Origin of the sequence: Staphylococcus simiae (assembly GCF_017357005.1) — a bacterium.
Lineage (GTDB): Bacteria > Bacillota > Bacilli > Staphylococcales > Staphylococcaceae > Staphylococcus > Staphylococcus simiae_A.
In genome coordinates this window covers 1,443,254-1,465,237 of the sequence record NZ_CP071589.1, presented here as the reverse complement: position 1 = coordinate 1,465,237, position 21,984 = coordinate 1,443,254, and the positions used below count along the sequence as shown (strand labels likewise).

Genomic DNA, 21,984 nt, shown 5'->3' with positions numbered 1-21,984 from the left:
AGTGAATAATCGTACGAGTCAAAATTAATAGTTATAGATGATACAGACATGTATTTTTAAGAGATGTTATAATAATTCAGAAATGAGGGTGAAAAATGATTGAGCAACAAACAATATATCAATATATACAACAAGGAAAAATAGAGCAAGCATTACAAGCACTGTTTGATAATATTGAAGAAGAGCCGAATACAGTAGAGAATTATATAAATGCAGGGATAGTGTTAGCAGATGCTAATGAAATTGATAAAGCAGAACGTTTTTTTCAAAAAGCGTTAACGCTTGATGCCAACAATGGTGTTATCTATTATAATTTAGCTAATGTTTATTATAATCAGCAACGATACCAAGAGGCTATTAAACTATATCAACAAGCGCTTGAAACGAAAATAGAGCAAGTCGATTGTAATTATATGATAGGGATGTCTTTTAATCAGTTAGAGGCCTTTAAACAAGCGCTACCATATTTTATGACAGCAGCAGAACTGGATCAGCAAGATGATACAGAAATACAGTTTCAATATGGTTTAATCTTATGTCGTTTAGAGATGTTTGACCAAGCCATTCAACAATTACAACATGTATTAAATATTGATTCTGAACATGCAGATGCATTATATAATCTAGGTTTAGCAACATATATGAAGAATGAAAATATCGAGGAAGCTATCACATATTTTCAACGAGCAGTTGATATTGACCCACAACATTTGTTAAGTCAACATGCTTTAAAGACTTTTACTATGGCACAAGAGGAGGAATAATATGACGAACCCTACACTTTTTGATTATTCAATGATCAAGGGAACTGTTGAAGCTATTTTATTTCAAAACAGTGATAATTTTTATACTGTTCTAAAAGTAGATACAATTGAGACAAATGAAGATTTTGATACGATGCCAACAGTTGTAGGGTTTTTTCCTAATATTGTTGAAGGTGATGTCTATACTTTTAAAGGACAAATCGTTGAACATCCAAGATATGGCAAACAACTGAAAGCAGAAACTTTTGAAAAAGAAATGCCACAAACTAAAGAAGCTATCATTAGTTATTTATCAAGTGATTTATTTAAAGGTATTGGTAAAAAAACTGCCCAAAATATAGTGAATGCACTAGGAGATAATGCCATTAACGATATTTTAAATGATGCTTCTATTTTAGAAAAAGTACCAAGTCTCCCTAAAAAGAAACAACAGCAAATTGCTGAACAGATAGCGGCTAATCAAGAATCTGAAAAAGTAATGATTAGATTGCATGATTTAGGTTTTGGTCCAAAATTATCGATGGCCATTTATCAATTTTATTTAAGTGAAACAATAGATATTTTAAATAAAAATCCATATCAACTTATCTATGATATTAAAGGTATAGGTTTTAACAAAGCCGATCAATTAGCCAGAAATATAGGCTTAGCATACAATGATCCTGAAAGATTAAAAGCAGCATTATTATATACATTAGAAGAAGAATGTATTAAACAAGGACATACATATTTGCCTAGTAACGTAGTTATCGATTTAACGATACAAGTACTAAATTATCAAAGTAATGATGAAATAATTCAAGCGTCATCATTAGAAGAAATGTTGTTACATTTAAGTGAAGAAAAAAAACTTATAGTTGAAGAAGAACAAGTTTCTATTCCAAGTCTTTATTATTCAGAAATTAAAAGTGTCCAAAATTTGTATCGCGTGGCGACCAATACGACGAAATTAAAAGAAATAGAATTGTCCGATCTACAAATGCATATTGGAGAAATTGAAGATCATAATCAGGTGAACTATGCTGACTCTCAAAAAGAAGCATTACAAATGGCAATCAATTCAAAAGTAATGTTACTAACTGGCGGTCCAGGTACAGGTAAAACGACAGTTATAAAAGGTATTGTAGAATTATATGCAGAGATACATGGTTTGTCTTTAGATTATGATGATTATACTAACGATGATTTTCCGGTTGTGTTAGCAGCACCAACTGGTCGTGCTTCGAAGCGATTACATGAATCAACAGGACTTGAAGCGATGACCATTCATCGATTGATTGGCTGGAATCAAGATACACAACCTGAAGATATATTAGATAATGAAATCAATGCTAGATTAATTATCATTGATGAGATGTCGATGGTAGATACATGGTTGTTTCATCAATTTTTAAGTGCTGTACCATTAGATGCTCAGTTAATTTTTGTTGGTGATGAAGATCAATTACCATCCGTTGGTCCAGGACAAGTATTTAAAGACTTAATTGACTCGAAGGCTATTCCAAGAGTTAATCTAACAGAAGTTTATCGTCAACAAGATGGCTCAAGTATTATTGAACTTGCACATCGAATGAAAATGGGACAGCCAATAGATATTACTAAACGCTATCATGATCGTAGTTTTATCAATTGTAGTGTCAATCAGATTCCAGATGTTGTAGATAAAGTAGTTACGAGTGCTGTAGCTAAAGGATATAATATGAGTGATATTCAAGTGTTAGCACCAATGTATAAAGGGAATGCTGGCATAAAGCGTCTAAATCAAGTACTGCAAGATATTTTAAATCCTAAACAAAAAGATACACGTGAAATAGAGTTTGGCGATGTTTTATTTAGAAAAGGTGATAAAGTTCTTCAACTAGTTAATCGTCCAAATGACAATATATTTAATGGTGATATCGGAGTTATTGTAGGTATTTTTTGGGCGAAAGAAAACGCATTGAATAAAGATGTCTTAGTTGTTGACTTTGAAGGTAATGAGATTACGTTTACTAGACAGGACATGATGGAATTAACTCATGCATATTGTACATCGATTCATAAATCACAAGGTTCAGAATTTCCTATAGTTATTATGCCTATAGTTAAACAATATTTTAGAATGTTGCAAAGACCAATTTTATATACTGGATTAACACGTGCCAAAACGAGTTTAGTTTTACTAGGAGATCCTGAGGCATTTGATATTGGGTTGAAAACACGTGGACAAGAACGTTTAACGCAGTTATGTACATTGCTTATCGGCTATTTTAATAATGGAGAGGAACAGGGCAACAATACGTTATTATCACAAGAGCAACAAGTAGCTAATGACATTGTTGAAGAAGAAATTCGACAACAAGTCAAAGACGAACCCAAAGAATCGATGTCTCTCGTATTATCAGAAGAAACAATGTTTAAAATTAATCCAATGATTAATATGGGAAATGTATCTCCATATGACTTTATCGAACGTTGACAACTGGATTAATAATAACTAAAATAGAATTAAATTAATATAAAGATGAGTAATTAGTTGTTAGCTTAATAGAGATGTACTGGTTGGTGCAAAGTACAACAGCAACTAACGAACGCTACTTTATATAAAACTGTATAGTCGATTTTAAGTGATAAATATTTATGATAGTTCATAATATATTTATAACTAGGGTGGTACCGCGAAAACGTTCGTCCCTTTTGAGGATGAACGTTTTTTGTATCTTTATGTAATTAAACTGTGCTAATTATTTGTCTCTCTCCCCAATTGGATTGATAGATAATTATTCACTTTTTATTTATCAGTCTTAAAAATTAGTGCACCGTTCCTTGCGAATTTAGAGAAATATATTAAGAGTGAAAATATACTCGTCTTTGATAAAATGGGTTGAATTTTCAAATGATGAATAACTAGTTTGACACTTAATTGTTCGATTTATACAACTTTTTATTTAACAAGCATAAATTTCAAAAACTAATAGGATGTGTTGATTATGAAAAACTTAAAAGCAAGTGAAATTAGACAAAAATATTTAGATTTCTTCGTTGAAAAAGGTCATATGGTAGAACCATCAGCACCTTTAGTTCCAATTGATGATGACTCATTGTTATGGATTAATTCAGGTGTTGCTACATTAAAAAAATATTTTGATGGTAGAGAAACGCCAAAAAAACCAAGAATAGTTAACTCTCAAAAAGCGATACGTACCAATGATATTGAAAATGTTGGGTTTACTGCACGCCACCATACATTTTTTGAAATGTTAGGAAATTTCTCTATTGGTGACTATTTTAAACAAGAAGCTATTGAATTTGCTTGGGAATTTTTAACTAGTGATCAATGGATGGGTATGGAACCTGAAAAATTATATGTAACTATACATCCTGAAGATACAGAAGCATATCATATTTGGCATAATGATATTGGTTTAGAAGAAAGTCGAATCATTCGTATTGAAGGTAACTTCTGGGATATCGGTGAAGGACCTTCTGGACCTAATACAGAAATTTTTTACGATCGTGGAGAAGCTTATGGTCAAGATGATCCAGCTGAAGAAATGTATCCTGGTGGCGAAAACGAACGTTTCTTAGAAGTGTGGAACTTAGTATTTAGTGAATTTAACCATAATAAAGATCATAGTTATACACCGTTACCAAATAAAAATATTGATACAGGCATGGGACTTGAGCGTATGGCTTCAGTGTCACAAAATGTTAGAACGAATTATGAAACAGACTTGTTTATGCCAATTATTAAAGAAATTGAAGAAGTGTCTGGAAAATCTTATCTTGTCAATGATAATCAAGATGTTGCTTTCAAAGTTATCGCGGATCATATTCGTACCATTGCTTTTGCCATAGCAGATGGTGCTTTACCTGCCAATGAAGGTCGTGGATATGTGTTACGTAGATTATTACGTCGTGCAGTGAGATTTAGTCAAACACTTGGAATCAACGAACCATTTATGTATAAATTAGTTGATATCGTAGCAGACATTATGGAACCATATTATCCAAATGTTAAAGAAAAAGCAGACTTTATTAAACGTGTGATTAAATCTGAAGAAGAACGATTCCATGAAACTTTAGAAGAAGGTTTAACTATTTTAAATCAATTAATCAAAAAAGCTAAAGATACAACAAATGAGATTAACGGTAAAGATGCTTTTAAACTTTATGACACATATGGTTTCCCAATTGAGTTAACGGAAGAAATTGCGGGTCAAGAGGGACTTAAAGTAGATATGGCAACGTTTGAATCTGAAATGCAACAGCAAAGAGATCGTGCACGTCAAGCTCGTCAAAATTCTCAATCAATGCAAGTACAAAGTGAAGTATTAAAAAATATTACAACTGCAAGTGACTTTGTAGGTTATACAACAACAGAGTCACAGTCTAAAATTACTCACATGATCTATAATGGTGAAGAAGTAACTAATGCTGAAGCTGGTGAAACAATTTACTTTATGTTAGAACAAACACCATTCTATGCAGTGAGTGGAGGACAAGTAGCAGATACAGGTATTGTATTTAATGATAACTTTGAAATCGCAGTAACTGAAGTAACTAAAGCACCGAATGGTCAAAACTTGCACAAAGGTAACGTTCAGTTTGGACAAGTGACTGTTAATGCTGAAGTTACAGCGCAAGTCAATGAAGCAGATCGTCGTGATATTCAAAAAAATCATAGTGCCACGCATTTATTACATGCAGCTTTAAAACGAGTATTAGGTGATCATGTCAATCAAGCAGGTTCACTAGTAGAAGCAGAACGCTTAAGATTTGACTTCTCTCATTTTGGACCAATGACAGAGGGTGAAATTGACCAAGTTGAACGTTTAGTCAACGAAGAAATTTGGAAAGGCCTAAATGTCAACATTGAAGAAATGGACATAGCTTCTGCTAAAGCTATGGGTGCGATGGCTCTATTTGGTGAAAAATATGGTGATGTAGTACGAGTAGTTAATATGGCACCTTTCTCAATAGAATTATGTGGTGGTATTCATGTACGTAACACATCTGAAATTGGCTTATTCAAAATTGTGAGCGAATCTGGAACAGGTGCAGGAGTCAGAAGAATCGAGGCATTAACAGGTAAAGCAGCATTCTTATATTTAGAAAATATTCAACAAAAATTCAACATTATGAAACAACAATTAAAAGTTAAAGATGATAGTCAAGTTGTAGATAAATTAACTCAATTACAAGAAACAGAGAAAGATTTATTGAAACAACTTGAACAACGAGATAAAGAAATCACAGCACTTAAAATGGGCAATATTAATGATCAAGTAGAAGTTATCAATGGTTTTAAAGTATTAGCTACTGAAGTAGAAGTGGCTAATGCGAAAGCAATACGCTCTGCAATGGATGACTTTAAATCAAAACTACAAGATACAATTATTATTTTAGCAAGTAATGTAGATGGTAAAGTGTCAATGGTAGCAACAGTACCTAGTGATTTAACAACTAAGATTAAAGCTGGAGATATCATTAAAGAAATGGCACCAATTGTTGGTGGTAAAGGTGGCGGTCGCCCAGATATGGCACAAGGTGGCGGGACACAACCTGAAAATATCTCAAAATCATTAAGCTTTATTAAAGATTACATTAAAAATCTATAATTTATTTTGATATTATTGTATGATGATATAGAGTTATACTTGTAATAAAAGGAGTGTCGCAAATGGAAAACTTTGATAAAACAATGAAATTTGATTATGAAGAACTTCCAACACAAAATGTAAGAGATGTATTAAATAATGTATTTAACACATTAGAAGAACGTGGATATAATGCCGTTAACCAAATCGTTGGTTATCTATTATCTGGAGATCCAGCTTATATCCCTCGTCAAAATGAAGCAAGAAATCAGATTAGACATATCGATAGAGATGTCATCATGGAAGAACTTGTGTCATACTATTTAAAAGAGCAAAACAAATAACTGATGTTACAGCACAAAATTTTAGGACTTGATGTTGGTAGTAGAACTGTAGGTATTGCGATAAGTGATTTAATGGGTTGGACGGCTCAAGGATTAGACACACTCCGTATTAATGAAGAAAATAATGAATTAGGTATAGAGCAATTAGTAGATATTATTAAACAAAATAATGTAGGTACTGTTGTCATAGGACTGCCTAAAAACATGAATAATTCAATAGGATTTAGAGGCGAAGCATCATTAGCTTATAAAGAAAAGTTATTAGAAGCTTATCCATCTATTAATGTTGTAATGTGGGATGAACGTTTGAGCACAATGGCTGCTGAAAAGTCATTACTTGAAGCAGATGTTTCACGACAAAAAAGAAAAAAAGTGATTGATAAAATGGCAGCAGTATTTATACTACAAGGCTATTTAGATTCACTACAATAAAAGGAGAATTAAATTATGACTGAACATAATCATGATGCAAAATTAGATATTAATAACGAGGAAGAATTATTAACATTATTTGATGAAGAAGGAAATGAAGTTTTATATCGTAAAGTTTTAGAGTTTTATCATCCTGAATTCAAAAAAGAATATGTTATTTTAGCTGAAGAAGGTGCACAATCAGATGATGATGACATGATTGAATTAGTACCTATGATTGACGAACCTGATGAATCTGGTGATGGTGGTAAATTAGTACCAATCGAAACTGATGAAGAATGGGATATGATTGAAGAAGTAGTAAATACAGAAATGGATGATGTTGAATAATTAGCATCAACTAATGCTGGTTCTCTATTTTTTTGGACTGATAAAAAATTTATAGTTTAAAATATAAATTATTTTGAAGCCGAGACTCCTGAGGGAGCAGTGCTAGTCGAAGACTACAGGCTGAGACAGCACCCTCGGAACGCGAGGCTTGAAAAAATAATTATGCATCAGTCCAATTTGGTAGAGAACTCTAATGATATCAGTGCTTTCATCGAAGATCATTCTTAAAAGTAAAGCATACTGATATAATATTTAAAATATGAAACTCTTACATGATAAACGACATAAGCATGTAAGAGTTTTTATTTGTCAATAGTAATCTTCCATTTACTACTTATATTTTAAGTTGAAATGTGATAAAATATTTTAAGTTAATTTAAATATGAATGATGTGCTTTCGTACACAAAATAGTAATGCATCAACTATTAAATCAGTCATTTAATTGATTAGCAGCAGTCAATCAATTGTTGAGACTGATTTATTTTATTGCTTATAACGTAGCGCGATTTAATTTACATAAAGGAAGTATTTAAACATGGATGATCAAAATGCAAAATATTTAATACAATTACATAAGTATCATGATAATCCTATTGAATCTTTACGTACATTTGCAGATGAATATGCAGTACCTATTGTTGATCGTTTAACATTAGACTTAATTAAACAGCTTATTCGTATGAATAACATTAAGCATATTTTAGAAATTGGAACTGCGATTGGCTATAGCGCAATGCAATTCGCTTCAATAGATAAAGATATTCATGTTACTACGATAGAACGCGATGAAGATATGATTCTATATGCTAAAGATAATATTCAACAGTTTGGATTTGATGATCAGATTACATTAGTTGAAGGTAATGCACTTGATCAGTTTAATGATGTAAATGATAAAGTCTATGATATGATATTCATTGATGCTGCTAAAGCACAATCAAAGAAATTTTTTGAAATTTATACGCCACTTTTAAAAAATCGTGGACTCGTCATTACAGATAACGTTTTATATCATGGTTTTGTTTCTGATATAGGAATTGTTAGATCTAGAAATGTCAGACAAATGGTTAAAAAAGTTCAAGAATATAATGAATGGTTGATACAACAACCGGGTTATACAACCAATTTTTTAAATATAGATGATGGATTAGCAATATCAATAAAAGGAGAATGACTATGACGGAATTACTCGTTACACCTAAGTCATTAAGCCATATGGAAACACTTATAGAATTAGGTGCAGACGCTTTTGTTATTGGTGAACAAAAGTTTGGTTTAAGATTACCAGGAGAATTTAATCGCCAAGATATGGAGAAAGCAGTGGAACTTGCGCATAATAACGATAAAAAAGTATATGCAGCTGTAAATGGTTTATTCCATAATTATCATTTAGATGCAGTTGAAAATTATATTGCATTTTTACATGACATAAGAGTCGATAGAATTATTTTTGGAGATCCTGCGGTAGTCATGTTTGTTAAACAGCAAGACAATCCTATTCCTCTACATTGGAATGCTGAAACGTTAGTAACAAATCATTTTCAATGTAATTATTGGGGTAAAAAAGGTGCTGCAAGAGCAGTATTAGCACGAGAATTAAACTTAGAAGAAATTATCAATATTAAAAAGCATGCTGATGTAGAAATTGAAGTACAAGTTCACGGAATGACATGTATGTTCCAATCAAAACGTATGTTACTTGGAAATTATTACACTTTTCAAGATAGACAAATGAAAATTGAACGACATAAAGATGATCAATCATTACTATTATATGATGAAGAACGTCAAAATAATTATCCCGTTTATGAAGATTACAACGGCACTCATATAATGTCGCCAAATGATATTTGTTTAATTGAAGAACTAGAACCATTTTTCGAAGCGGGTATTGATTCGTTTAAAATAGATGGTATTTTACAGAGCGAAGCGTATATTAATGTTGTCACAGAACAATATAGACAAGCTATTGATTTATATAATGAAGATCCAGAAATATATGAAGACGAAAAATTTATGTTAGTGGATCCAATCGAAGATATACAACCAGAACATCGTCCTTTTGATGAAGGTTTCTTATTTAAACAAACGGTATACTAAAGGAGAATAATTATGAAAACAATGGAAGAAATTAAATCAACTCCTAAAACAGTTATGAAGAAACCAGAATTGTTAGCGCCTGCTGGTAATTTAGAAAAATTAAAAATTGCTGTTCATTATGGTGCTGATGCAGTCTTTATCGGAGGTCAAGAATACGGCCTACGTTCTAATGCAGATAACTTTACAATGGAAGAAATAGCTGAGGGAGTAGCATTTGCAAACCGCTATGGTGCTAAAATTTATATCACAACAAATATTATTGCTCATGATGAAAATATAGATGGCTTAGCTAATTATTTACAAAATCTTGAAAAAACCGGTGCTACAGGCATAATTGTTGCTGATCCATTAATTATAGAAACATGTAAAGAGGTAGCGCCTAAATTAGAAATTCATTTATCTACACAGCAATCTCTTTCTAATTATAAAGCTGTCGAATATTGGAAAGAAGAAGGATTAGATCGCGTAGTACTAGCACGTGAAACAGGTGCTATGGAAATGAAAGAAATGAAAGAGAAAGTAGATATCGAAATAGAAGCTTTTATACATGGCGCAATGTGTATAGCTTATTCAGGTAGATGTACCTTAAGTAATCATATGACTGCAAGAGATTCTAACCGTGGTGGTTGCTGTCAAAGTTGTCGCTGGGATTATGATTTATTAGAAGTTGATGAAGATGGAGAATTAGACTTATTTTATGAACAAGGTGATGTCGTACCATTTGCAATGAGTCCTAAAGATCTTAAATTAATTGAATCTATTCCACAAATGATGGATATAGGGGTAGACTCTCTGAAAATTGAAGGACGTATGAAATCAATTCATTACATTGCAACAGTTGTGTCTGTTTATCGTAAAGTAATTGATGCGTACGCGGCAGACCCAGACAATTTCACAATTAATCCTGAATGGTTAGTTGAATTAGATAAATGTGCTAATAGGGATACTGCGCCAGCTTTCTTTGAAGGTACTCCAGGGTATGAGGAACAAATGTTTGGACAACAACAATCTAAGAAGTCGCCATATGATTTTTGTGGTTTAGTACTGGATTACGATGAAGAAACACAATTAGCTACCATTCAACAACGTAATAATTTTAAGCCTGGTCAAGAAATTGAATTTTTTGGTCCAGAAATAGCAACCTTTAGACAAGTAGTTGAAACTATTTATGATGAGGAAGGTAATAGTTTAGATGCTGCACGACACCCATTACAAATTGTCCAAATTAAGGTTGATCGTCCAATTTATCCAAACAATATGATGAGAAAGGAAATTGGCTAATGAAAGCTGCAACGATAATCGGCATTGCTGGTGGCTCTGGCTCAGGAAAGACAACTGTAACGAATGAAATTATGAAAAATCTAGAAGGTCATAGTGTAGCTTTGTTAGAACAAGATTATTATTATAAAGATCAATCACATTTAACGTTTGAGCAACGCTTAGAAACCAATTATGACCACCCATTTGCTTTTGATAATGACTTTTTAATTCAAAATTTATCTGATTTAAAGAGTGGTAAGGCTGTTGAAGTGCCAACGTATGATTACGCTAATCATACTCGTAGTGATGTTACCATTGATTTTCAACCTAAAGATGTTATTATCGTAGAAGGTATCTTTGCTTTAGAAAATAAGACATTACGTGATATGATGGATGTTAAAATATATGTTGATACAGATGCAGACTTAAGAATATTACGTAGACTGACACGAGATACAAAAGAACGTGGACGTTCAATGGAATCTGTTATTAAACAATATTTAAGTGTTGTCAGACCAATGCATGATCAATTTATTGAACCAACTAAGAAATATGCTGATATAATTATTCCTGAAGGTGGCAGCAATAAAGTAGCTATTGATATTATGACAACAAAAATTCAGACTTTAGTTAGTAAGCAATAGTAAACCAAAGTAAAGGAAGTTGACATTATGGAAAACCAAAAACAATATCCAATGACTCAAGAGGGTTATGAAAAGTTAGAACGTGAATTAGAAGAACTAAAAACAGTTAAAAGACCAGAAGTAGTTGAAAAAATTAAAGTAGCTCGTTCATTCGGTGACTTATCAGAGAACTCAGAGTATGATGCAGCTAAAGATGAACAAGGTTTCATCGAACAAGATATCCAACGCATTGAACATATGATTAGAAATGCATTAATCATTGAAGACACTGGAGATAATAATGAAGTTAAAATTGGTAAAACAGTAACATTTGTAGAATTACCAGGTGATGAGGAAGAAAGCTATCAAATCGTTGGTTCAGCTGAATCAGATGCATTTAATGGTAAAATTTCAAACGAATCTCCAATGGCTAAAGCTTTAATTGGTAAAAAACTAGACGATGAAGTACGCGTACCATTACCAAATGGCGGCGAAATGAACGTTAAAATTGTTAACATTCAATAATTAAATAAATACGATTTAAAAATGCGACTACAACTTTCTATACTAAGGTTAGTAGCCGCATTTATATTTTTTTAGAGGCTCTTTCCTTTTGATGACAATCAAAAGGAATAGAGCCTCTTATGCAGTTGAGTGAAACGAAACAGTAAACCATTAAACTTTTGATGACAATCAAAAGGAATAGAGCCTCTTATGCAGTTGAGTGGAACGAAACAGTAAATCATTAAACTTTTGATGACAATCAAAAGGAATAGAGCCTCTTATGCAGTTGAGTGGAACGAAACAGTAAATCATTAAACTTTTGATGACAATCAAAAGGAATAGAGCCTCTTATGCAGTTGAGTGAAACGAAACAGTAAACCATTAAACTTTTGATGACAATCAAAAGGAATAGAGCCTCTTATGCAGTTGAGTGAAACGAAACAGTATACCATTAAACTTTTGATGACAATCAAAAGGAATAGAGCCTCTTATGCAGTTGAGTGAAACGACATTACTTTAATCATTTTGATTTCAAGACTATGTTGTTATAATCTCATAATTTAGGTTCTCCATTTATATGACTGATAACTAAAAGTGAATAATTTAAAAGAGTATCAACTAGTAACATTATTTAAAATAACTCAACATACAAGTGTCTATAAAAATAATATAGAACAATATAAATTTTAAGAAATTATTTTTTTGATTTGTCTACATTATTAAATGTGATTTGAATTACTTATTAAACAACTAGGTATTTACAATGATACAATATTAAAGTATTCAATAATCAAAATGTTGTAATACAAAGGGGGTAATGGGCTATGGAAGTTAACTATATTAACGAGCAAACAGTGATGATTTATTTTAACAATGAAATAAGCGAAGAAAATTATAATCAAGTATATTTAGTAGTTCAATATATAAAAGATCAAAATCATTCTGCAATTCAAGAAATCGTCCCATCATATCGAGCAATATTAATATACTTTAATGAAAAGGAAATTTCAGCTTCTAAATTAATTGAAAATTTAGAACTCAACCGCTTACATAACAAAAGTAGTGTGTTTGAATTACAACAACAACGTATTATTACAATTCCTGTTGTTTATGGTGATGAATTTGGCCCAGACATCGAAGAAGTAGCTAACTATAATAACATCACAATTGATGAAGTAATTGAAACTCATATAAGTAAACCGTATCTCATATATATGATGGGATTTATGCCTGGTTTTCCATATTTAGGAGGGCTTGATAAACAATTACATACGCCTAGGAGAGATGAGCCAAGAGTCAAAATAACTGCTGGCTCTGTAGGTATTGCTAATAATCAAACAGGTTTATATCCTTTAGATTCACCAGGAGGTTGGCAGATTATTGGTAGAACGCCAGTCGAGGTCTTTGATTTAAATAGACAGCCAATGACAATATATGAAGCGGGAGATTATATTCAATTTAAGTCCATTAGTAAGACAGAATATTACTCAATAAAAGATAGTATTCAAAATGGTGAATTTGAAATTGCTGATTGGGTGGTGACTAAAAGTGACGATTAAAATTTTACAATCTGGCTTGTTTTCTACAATTCAAGATTTAGGAAGAATAGGCTATCAACATATTGGTTTTTCTGGTGCTGGTGCAATGGATGTTAATAGTTTCCGATTGGCACAGATAATGATTGGCAATGAAGGACCTGCAATAGAATATACGATGATAGGTCCAACTATCCAATTTAATGAAGCAAATACATTTGTTTTATGTGGTGCCTATGGTGATTCATTACTTAATAATCAACCTATTAGTCATCAAACAGTTTATTTTGTAGAAAAAGGAGATATCTTAACCATAGGACATTTAAACCATGGTACAAGAGGCTATATTACGTTTGGAAAGCCCCTAGATATTCCTAAAGTAGCCAATAGTTATTCAACACATACTAGAACTGCCATAGGTGGATTTAAAGGTCGAACTTTGCAAAAAAATGACATTATTAACGTACTTAATAATAATAAATACAAAATTAATTTAGGCAAACATACTGACATGAATCTACTACCTCAAGATAAGGTGATTCATATCATTGAAGGGCCACAAATAAATAAATTTTCTACTAAAGCCATCGAAACAATAACGCAACAAGCATATGTTATTTCTGAACAATCAGATAGAATGGGCTATCGCTTAGTTGGTGACAGTGTTGCACCTATCAATAATGCTGATATTATTTCTGAACCAGTCGCGCTTGGAAGTATACAAGTTCCAAATGACGGACAACCCATTATTTTATTGAATGATAAACAAACAATTGGTGGTTATACAAAAATAGCTACAGTTTGTAAATTTGATTTACCAAAATTGGCTCAAATGAAGCCTAATGACGACATAAGATTCAAATGGCTAGATTATGAAGTTGCTAAAAAAATAAATGACCAGTTAGAAAATGACTTTGAAGTAAATATCAAGGCTATAATGGATAAACCAATCTATGATATGACTGCTTTAAGACAAACTTCTCAAAAAATTTCTAAAATGTTACGGGGGACTAATTAAATGAAAATAGAACAAATAGAACAATTAATCAAATTAGTGAAAGAGAATGATGTAGTAAAATTTAAATATAAAAATTTCGAAGATGAAATAGAAATTGATTTTACTACAAGTCAACAGGAAGTAACTCAGCATGCTGTAACGCATTCAAATGTTAATGAAGAAGCAACGACATCAAACAAGACAGATAAAACCGATCATCATAAAGAAATTAAATCACCTATGGTTGGAACATTTTATTTACAAGATAGTAAGGAATTAACAGAACCAATGATTAATGTTGGTGATGTAATTAATGAAGGCGACATTATTGGATATGTAGAAGCAATGAAAGTATTAAATGAAATTCCTAGTGATGTATCTGGTGAAGTGCAAGAAATCGTTGTCAATCATGGAAGTAATGTAGAATATGATCAAGTATTAGTGCGTGTTAAATAAGGAGGGAAGTCAATGTATCGTTGTTTAATAGCCAATAGAGGTGAAATAGCTGTTCGTATTATTCGAGCATGTCGTGAAATGAATATTGAAACAGTTGCTATTTATGCCAAAGGTGATGAACAAAGTCTACATGTTCATTTAGCTGATCAAGCAATATGTATTGGAGAGGCTAATGCTTTAGATAGTTATTTAAATATAGACAGGATTATCGCTGCTGCACATATTACTGGGGCTAATGCTATTCATCCAGGTTACGGATTTTTATCAGAATCCACTAAATTTGCGCAAGTTATTGAAGAAAATGGTATTAACTTTATTGGACCAACTAAAGAAACCATGCACATGATGGGAGATAAAATAACGGCTAGACAAACAGTAGATAATGCTGGTGTACCAGTTATTCCGGGGTCAAAGGGTGAAGTGAATAAGGTAGAAGAAATTGAACAATTAGCTGAAGACATTGGATATCCTGTAGTGATAAAAGCTGCTAGTGGTGGTGGAGGTAAAGGTATCAGAATTGTTAAGGAAGCTAAAGACTTGGAAAAAGCACTAAACGAAGCTAAAAGTGAAGGACAAAAATATTTTGATGATGACCGAGTTTATGTTGAAGCTTTTATCCCAGTTGCCAAACATGTTGAAGTTCAGATTATGGGAGATGGCCAACATAACTTTGTGCATCTTGGTGAACGAGATTGTTCAGTTCAACGTAAGAATCAAAAATTAATAGAAGAATCTCCTTGTGCAGCTCTATCAGAAGAAAGAAGGCAACAAATTTGTGATGATGCAGTTAAAGTAGCAAAAGCATCTCACTATAGAAGTGCTGGTACAATTGAATTCTTAGTTACTGAAGACGCACATTATTTTATAGAGATGAACGCTCGAATTCAGGTAGAACATACAGTAACAGAAATGAGAACAGACCGTGATTTAGTAGCGAGTCAACTTTATTTATTAATGAATAACCAATTACCATTTAATCAACAAGATATCAAGTTTAGTGGACATGTCATAGAAGCACGTATTAATGCAGAAAATCCACAAAAGAAATTCCAACCAACGCCAGGTAAAGTCAATCACCTGCATTTACCACAAGGGTTTAATGTAAGGGTAGATTCATTATTATATCAAGGATATCAAGTATCACCTTTTTACGATTCATTAGTTGCAAAAGTTATTGTTAAGGCAAATAATCGAGCGTCAGCTATTACCAAATTAAAAGTAACATTAGATGAAATGGTTATTGATGGATTTACCACTACAGCTGACTTTTTATATGCAGTATTGAATTATCCACCATATGCAGATGGTGACGCTCGTGATGTAGATATTAAATTTTTAGAAAAGCATCAAATTATAACAGGAGTGACATTATGATGAAAATAGATTTGAATTGCGATTTAGGAGAAGCGTTTGGAAATTATTCATTTGGTGGAGATCAACAAATTATTCCATTAATAACATCTGCAAATATCGCTTGTGGTTTTCATGCTGGTGATGAAAATGTGATAAATGAAACTGTTAAATTAGCTAAAGATAATAATGTGAGTATCGGTGCTCATCCAGGTCTACCAGATTTACAAGGATTTGGTAGAAGAAATATGGATATGACACTTGATGAAATCTACAATCTAGTCATTTATCAATTAGGTGCTTTACAAGGATTCTGTAAAATACATCAAGTGAATATTAATCATGTTAAACCTCATGGTGCTTTATATCAAATGGGTGCTAAAAATAAAGATATAGCTCGAACAATTGCACAAGCAGTTTATGATTTTGATCCTTCGTTAGTGTTTGTAGGATTAGCCAATAGTTATTTAATTTCTGAAGCACACAATGTAGGATTGATAACTGCTTCTGAAGTTTTTGCTGATCGAAGATATGAGAGCAATGGACAATTAGTAAGTAGAAAAGAAAAAGATGCAGTTATAACTGATACCGATGAAGCGTTGAAACAAGTTATAAAAATGGTAACAGAGCAACAAGTCATATCCAAAGATGGAGAAGTTATAGATTTGAAGGCTGATACAATTTGCGTGCATGGCGATGGTGCACATGCATTAGAATTTGTGACTAACATAAGACAACAATTAATGAAAGAAGGCGTTGAAATTCAATCGCTATAAGGGGGCTTAAAGATGGGAGAAGATTTAAAACCACAACATCAACAACAAGATTTTCAATTTACTAAAAATCATAAGAGGTTATTACTAGGTTCAGTGTTTTTAATGGCAACATCTGCGATTGGACCAGCATTTTTAACACAAACAGCAGTATTTACAGCACAATTTTATGCTAGCTTTGCGTTTGCTATATTATTATCAATTATTATTGATATCGGAGCTCAGATTAATATTTGGAGAATTTTAGTTGTCACGGGTTTAAGGGGTCAAGAAATTTCAAATAAAGTTTTACCTGGTTTAGGTACAGTGATTTCTATTTTAATTGCTTTTGGTGGCTTAGCGTTTAATATAGGTAATATTGCAGGTGCAGGTTTAGGTTTAAATGCTATTTTTGGTATTGATGTTAAATGGGGAGCAGCTTTAACAGCTATTATGGCGATTTTAATATTTGTCAGTAAGAGTGGACAGAAAATTATGGATGTTGTATCAATGATTTTAGGTGTCGTTATGATTATAGTCGTAGCTTATGTTATGGTCGTATCTAATCCACCATATGGCGATGCGTTCATCCATACTTTTGCACCAGAACATCCAATGAAATTAGTTTTACCCATAATTACACTTGTTGGAGGAACTGTAGGTGGTTATATTACATTTGCTGGCGCTCATAGAATATTGGATTCTGGTATTAAAGGTAAACAGTATTTACCATTTGTAAATCAGTCAGCAGTTGCAGGTATTTTAACAACTGGTGTTATGAGAGGATTGTTATTCTTAGCTGTATTAGGTGTAGTGGTTACAGGAGTCACATTAAGTTCGGAAAATCCTCCAGCTTCAGTATTTGAACATGCCATTGGACCAATAGGTAAAAATATATTTGGTGTGGTCTTATTTGCTGCAGCTATGTCATCAGTGATAGGTTCAGCATATACAAGTGCAACATTTTTAAAAACATTGCATAAATCATTATTAAATAGAAGTAATTTAATTGTGATCATATTCATCGTTATTTCAACATTGATTTTCTTATTTATTGGTAAGCCAATTAGTTTATTAATTATTGCTGGTGCTATCAATGGTTGGATTTTACCAATCACGCTTGGTGCAATCTTGATAGCAAGTAAGAACAAATCAATTATGGGTGATTATAAGCATCCAACTTGGATGTTCATCTTCGGTATTGTTGCAGTCATTGTCACAATATTAACTGGAATTTTCTCATTCCAAGGTGTATTAGAATTATTTAAATAACAGTGTGACCTTAAATAAAAATTAAAATAACAGCCTAGAATATTAAATTTATAGGTAACGTAAATAAGCCAATTGCTAAAAATTGATAGCAATTGGCTTTAAATAATGGTTTTTTTTCAGGACTGATAAATAAAAAAATAATTATGTATCAGTCCAATTTGGGAGAAAACCTAAATAATTGAGTTTGATAATAAACAGTCTCTCACCCAAAAGACTCATTAACTATCACCAACTAAAAAGTTGTTAACTGTGATGTTATGAAAGTATTAAAGGTGAAGAATATATGATTAAAATCAAAATATTAATAATAAATAAAGTCAGGATAACTCTATTTTTATATTTTAAATAACACGCAAGTAATAATAATGTCGCTACTGTAATAATAATTGCTCCAGGGATAAACCATATTACTGTTGCTTGATACCATATTATAGGTAATGCCATTGTGATAAACGACAGTATAGTTAATAATAAACTAATATAAATATATTTTTTAACCATTTGTTATCTCCTAAAGTAAAATTTTAATATGTGTAATACATGTTCCTCTAATCAATATAAAGTATATTAAAATGTGATGCAATAAAAATAAATGTTTATCAAAAACGAAAGTCAATCGATAATATACAATATAATATGCTATTGAGAACTTAATCGTTTAAGATATTTTGAATTAATGATGTTGGTTATAAGTTGATAATCTTTTTAACATATCCATTCAATATATACAAAGTGATTAAGAATTATTATATTAACTAGAGATTTTTATCTATTAGTACATAAAAAAGTTACAGCTTCAATTGTCATTTTATTAATGATTCATCGAAGCTGTAACTAATTTGTTTTCTGAGTATGCCTTTATAGTAATAAAAATATAAATGCGATAATGATAACGATATCTAAGATGATTTTTTTAGTGTTTTTATCAATAACATCTGGAATAGCCATAATGATGAATCCTAGAATAATCAAATAGCGAAAAATAAAAGTTAAAGTTTTAATAAATGACATAGGATGAATATAATTGATAAATATACTCATAAATAACAGTACGAATGATACAACAGCTATTAAATTACCCCAGAAGCTAATTTTAGTAGTCATAGTATGATTTTTATCGTTTGACATAGATAATCCTCTTTTATAATTTTTGTTAATTATATTAAAACATAACTACTTTAACAAGTAGAATAATTTTAGCAATTAAGGTTAAATCGATTATTAAAACTTTGTATTACTTTAATTCAATAAATAATGGGTATATAAAATCCAAGTAGTTTATCGTTGAACACTTTAAAATGTGATAAAATAACAAATGCTAGGATTTTTTAAATAGAGGTGAAAAATAGTGATTGGTATAATTGGTGCCATGGAAGAAGAAGTAACAATATTAAAAAATAAATTAAATGATGTTAGTGAAATTACAATTGCACACGTAAAATTTTATAGTGGCATATTAAATGATAAAGAGGTTGTCATCACACAAAGTGGTATTGGTAAAGTTAATGCAGCAATATCTACAACACTACTTATTAATAACTTTCAACCAGAATTAATAATTAATACAGGTTCTGCTGGTGCTCTAGATGAAAGTTTAGCGGTAGGTGATGTCTTGATTAGTAGTCAAGTTAAATATCATGATGCCGATGCTACAGCATTTGGTTATGACTATGGTCAGATACCTCAAATGCCTTTAGCGTATCAAGCAGATCAAACATTGATAGAGCTTGTTAGTACAGTAGTTGAAGAACAACAACTTACAGCTAAACATGGAGAAATGGTTAGTGGAGATAGTTTTATAGGTAGTGTAGAGCAACGCCAACGTATTAAAGCGACGTTTCCACATGCGATGGCAGTTGAGATGGAAGCTACAGCAATTGGACAAACATGTTATCAATTTAATATACCTTTTGTGGTAGTACGTGCAGTTTCTGATTTAGCAAATGGTGATGCAGAAATATCATTTGAAGCATTTTTAGATAAAGCTGCTAAATCTTCTAGTCAAACTGTTGAAAATTTAGTTAGTCGATTATAAAAGGATAAAGGTGAAATTTAATGGGATTAGTTCGTAAATTATTTATGCCAAATTCATATGTTCAATCAATTTTTCAAATTGATTTGGATAAACTTGTGGATAAGGGTGTCAAAGGCATTATTACAGATTTAGATAATACTTTAGTTGGTTGGGATGTTAAAGAGCCAACTGAAGGTGTAAAGACTTGGTTTAAAGAAGCCAATGATAAAGGAATAACTGTCACAGTAGTATCTAATAATAATGAATCAAGAGTATCTAGTTTTTGTACACATCTAGATATTGACTTTATTTTTAAAGCTAGAAAACCAATGGGAAAAGCTTTTGATAAAGCCATGGCCCAAATGAAAATTAAACCAGAGCAAACTGTAGTCATTGGAGATCAAATGCTAACAGATGTATTTGGTGGAAATCGTAGAAATTTATATACAATTATGGTTGTACCAGTAAAGAGAACTGATGGACTTATTACTAAATTTAATAGATTAATTGAAAGACGTTTATTACGTCATTTTTCAAAAAAAGGCTATATTACATGGGAGGAAAATTGATTGTCTGAAATCTTAAAATGCATTGGATGCGGTGCGCCATTACAGTCAGAAGATAAAAGTAAACCTGGATATGTACCTGAACATAATATGTTCCGTGAAGACGTTATCTGTAGACGTTGTTTCCGATTAAAAAATTATAACGAAGTTCAAGATGTAGGTTTAGATAGTGAGGACTTTCTAAAATTATTATCTGGTTTAGCAGACAAATCAGGAATTATTGTTAATGTTGTGGATGTTTTTGATTTTGAAGGTTCGTTTATTAATGCTGTAAAAAGAATAGTTGGTAATAAGAAAATTATTTTAGCAGCTAATAAACTAGATTTATTACCTAAACAAATCAATAAACGTCGAGTAAAAGAATGGTTAAAACGTACAGCTAGAAAGTATGGATTAGAAGCGGATGATATTGTGTTGATTTCTGCCGAAAAGGGATGGGGCATAGAGGATTTACTTTCATCTATTGCAAAAATCAGACAACATGAAGATGTATATGTTGTAGGTACAACAAATGTTGGTAAATCTACATTAATTAATAAATTAATAGAAGCTAGTGTAGGTGAAAAAGATGTAGTTACAACTTCTAGATTCCCAGGAACAACATTAGATATGATTGATATACCATTAGATGAGACGTCATTTATGTACGATACACCTGGTATTATTCAAGAACATCAAATGACACATATTGTTACAGAAAAAGAATTAAAAACGATTATGCCTAAAAAAGAAATTAAACAACGTGTGTACCAATTAAATGAAAATCAAACGCTATTCTTTGGCGGATTAGCAAGAATTGATTATATTTCTGGAGGCAAAAGACCTTTAATATGTTTCTTTGCCAATGAACTAAATATTCATCGTACTAAATTAGAAAAAGCCAATGAATTATGGAAATCACAATTAGGAGAGTTATTAACGCCACCAAACAATCCAGAAAACTTTGATTTAAGTGAAGTTAAAGCAGTCAGATTGGAAACAGGTAAAGAAAAACGAGATATTATGATTTCTGGTTTAGGCTTTATAACTATTGGAGCAGGTGCAAAAGTTATCGTCCGTGTACCTAAAAATGTCGATGTCATATTGAGAAATTCTATTTTATAAG

General features: G+C 31.7%; 22 protein-coding genes. 20 read left to right on the top strand and 2 right to left on the bottom strand.

What is annotated here, in order from left to right:
• Positions 1-95: 95 nt before the first annotated feature.
• The 17 genes from J3R86_RS06585 to J3R86_RS06505 all read left to right on the top strand — a co-directional run bounded on the left by J3R86_RS06585 (position 96) and on the right by J3R86_RS06505 (position 18,299).
• Positions 96-764 (top strand): tetratricopeptide repeat protein, encoded by a 669-nt coding sequence (locus J3R86_RS06585; RefSeq protein WP_207516610.1) that lies wholly within the window; start codon positions 96-98, stop codon positions 762-764.
• A gap of 1 nt (position 765) precedes the next feature.
• Complete coding sequence (gene recD2, locus J3R86_RS06580; RefSeq protein ID WP_207516609.1) at positions 766-3,222, top strand: SF1B family DNA helicase RecD2; 2,457 nt, start codon at positions 766-768, stop codon at positions 3,220-3,222.
• Between the two features lie 511 nt (positions 3,223-3,733).
• Entirely contained in the window at positions 3,734-6,364 is a 2,631-nt protein-coding gene (gene alaS, locus J3R86_RS06575; RefSeq protein WP_207516608.1) for an alanine--tRNA ligase, read from the top strand.
• 62 nt (positions 6,365-6,426) lie between these two features.
• A complete protein-coding gene (locus tag J3R86_RS06570; protein WP_207516607.1) occupies positions 6,427-6,687 on the top strand; it encodes an IreB family regulatory phosphoprotein in 261 nt (86 codons plus the stop codon).
• A 3-nt stretch (positions 6,688-6,690) separates the two neighbouring features.
• On the top strand, positions 6,691-7,119 hold the full coding sequence (ruvX, locus tag J3R86_RS06565) for a Holliday junction resolvase RuvX (RefSeq protein WP_207516606.1): 429 nt from the start codon (positions 6,691-6,693) through the stop codon (positions 7,117-7,119).
• 15 nt (positions 7,120-7,134) lie between these two features.
• On the top strand, positions 7,135-7,449 hold the full coding sequence (locus J3R86_RS06560) for a DUF1292 domain-containing protein (protein WP_207516605.1): 315 nt from the start codon (positions 7,135-7,137) through the stop codon (positions 7,447-7,449).
• A gap of 536 nt (positions 7,450-7,985) precedes the next feature.
• Positions 7,986-8,624, top strand: coding sequence for an O-methyltransferase (locus J3R86_RS06555; RefSeq protein WP_207516604.1), 639 nt, complete (start codon positions 7,986-7,988; stop codon positions 8,622-8,624).
• Between the two features lie 2 nt (positions 8,625-8,626).
• Positions 8,627-9,550 (top strand): peptidase U32 family protein, encoded by a 924-nt coding sequence (locus J3R86_RS06550; RefSeq protein ID WP_207516603.1) that lies wholly within the window; start codon positions 8,627-8,629, stop codon positions 9,548-9,550.
• A 12-nt stretch (positions 9,551-9,562) separates the two neighbouring features.
• Complete coding sequence (locus J3R86_RS06545; RefSeq protein WP_207516602.1) at positions 9,563-10,831, top strand: peptidase U32 family protein; 1,269 nt, start codon at positions 9,563-9,565, stop codon at positions 10,829-10,831.
• Positions 10,831-11,454, top strand: a complete 624-nt coding sequence (udk, locus tag J3R86_RS06540) for a uridine kinase (protein WP_207516601.1) — start codon at positions 10,831-10,833, stop codon at positions 11,452-11,454. Before J3R86_RS06545 ends, udk begins: the two co-directional genes overlap by 1 nt.
• A 27-nt stretch (positions 11,455-11,481) precedes the next feature.
• Complete coding sequence (greA, locus tag J3R86_RS06535; RefSeq protein WP_002465290.1) at positions 11,482-11,958, top strand: transcription elongation factor GreA; 477 nt, start codon at positions 11,482-11,484, stop codon at positions 11,956-11,958.
• Between the two features lie 803 nt (positions 11,959-12,761).
• Positions 12,762-13,496, top strand: a complete 735-nt coding sequence (gene pxpB, locus J3R86_RS06530; RefSeq protein WP_207516600.1) for a 5-oxoprolinase subunit PxpB — start codon at positions 12,762-12,764, stop codon at positions 13,494-13,496.
• Positions 13,486-14,490 carry a 5-oxoprolinase subunit C family protein gene (locus tag J3R86_RS06525; protein WP_207516599.1) on the top strand — a complete coding sequence of 335 codons (1,005 nt, stop codon included), beginning with the start codon at positions 13,486-13,488 and terminating at the stop codon, positions 14,488-14,490. Before pxpB ends, J3R86_RS06525 begins: the two co-directional genes overlap by 11 nt.
• Entirely contained in the window at positions 14,491-14,925 is a 435-nt protein-coding gene (locus tag J3R86_RS06520) for an acetyl-CoA carboxylase biotin carboxyl carrier protein (RefSeq protein ID WP_207516598.1), read from the top strand.
• Positions 14,926-14,937: 12 nt separating this feature from the next.
• On the top strand, positions 14,938-16,299 hold the full coding sequence (locus J3R86_RS06515; RefSeq protein ID WP_207516597.1) for an acetyl-CoA carboxylase biotin carboxylase subunit: 1,362 nt from the start codon (positions 14,938-14,940) through the stop codon (positions 16,297-16,299).
• Complete coding sequence (pxpA, locus tag J3R86_RS06510) at positions 16,299-17,051, top strand: 5-oxoprolinase subunit PxpA (protein ID WP_207518526.1); 753 nt, start codon at positions 16,299-16,301, stop codon at positions 17,049-17,051. Before J3R86_RS06515 ends, pxpA begins: the two co-directional genes overlap by 1 nt.
• A gap of 12 nt (positions 17,052-17,063) precedes the next feature.
• The gene (locus J3R86_RS06505) at positions 17,064-18,299 is read left to right on the top strand and encodes an NRAMP family divalent metal transporter (protein ID WP_207516596.1); all 1,236 of its coding nucleotides are present in this window, start codon (positions 17,064-17,066) and stop codon (positions 18,297-18,299) included.
• Between the two features lie 255 nt (positions 18,300-18,554).
• Here the strand turns inward: J3R86_RS06505 and J3R86_RS06500 are convergent, their stop codons facing one another.
• Positions 18,555-18,800 carry a hypothetical protein gene (locus J3R86_RS06500; RefSeq protein ID WP_207516595.1) on the bottom strand — a complete coding sequence of 82 codons (246 nt, stop codon included), beginning with the start codon at positions 18,798-18,800 and terminating at the stop codon, positions 18,555-18,557.
• 357 nt (positions 18,801-19,157) lie between these two features.
• Complete coding sequence (locus J3R86_RS06495; RefSeq protein WP_207516594.1) at positions 19,158-19,427, bottom strand: hypothetical protein; 270 nt, start codon at positions 19,425-19,427, stop codon at positions 19,158-19,160.
• Positions 19,428-19,647: 220 nt separating this feature from the next.
• Between J3R86_RS06495 and mtnN the strand changes: the two genes are divergently transcribed.
• From mtnN to yqeH, 3 genes are read left to right on the top strand one after another with little or no spacing between them, the layout of a single operon-like run.
• The gene (gene mtnN, locus J3R86_RS06490; RefSeq protein ID WP_207516593.1) at positions 19,648-20,334 is read left to right on the top strand and encodes a 5'-methylthioadenosine/S-adenosylhomocysteine nucleosidase; all 687 of its coding nucleotides are present in this window, start codon (positions 19,648-19,650) and stop codon (positions 20,332-20,334) included.
• Between the two features lie 20 nt (positions 20,335-20,354).
• Positions 20,355-20,882, top strand: a complete 528-nt coding sequence (locus J3R86_RS06485; protein ID WP_207516592.1) for a YqeG family HAD IIIA-type phosphatase — start codon at positions 20,355-20,357, stop codon at positions 20,880-20,882.
• Positions 20,883-21,983, top strand: coding sequence for a ribosome biogenesis GTPase YqeH (gene yqeH, locus J3R86_RS06480; RefSeq protein WP_207516591.1), 1,101 nt, complete (start codon positions 20,883-20,885; stop codon positions 21,981-21,983). It abuts the gene before it with no gap.
• Position 21,984: the final 1 nt, after the last annotated feature.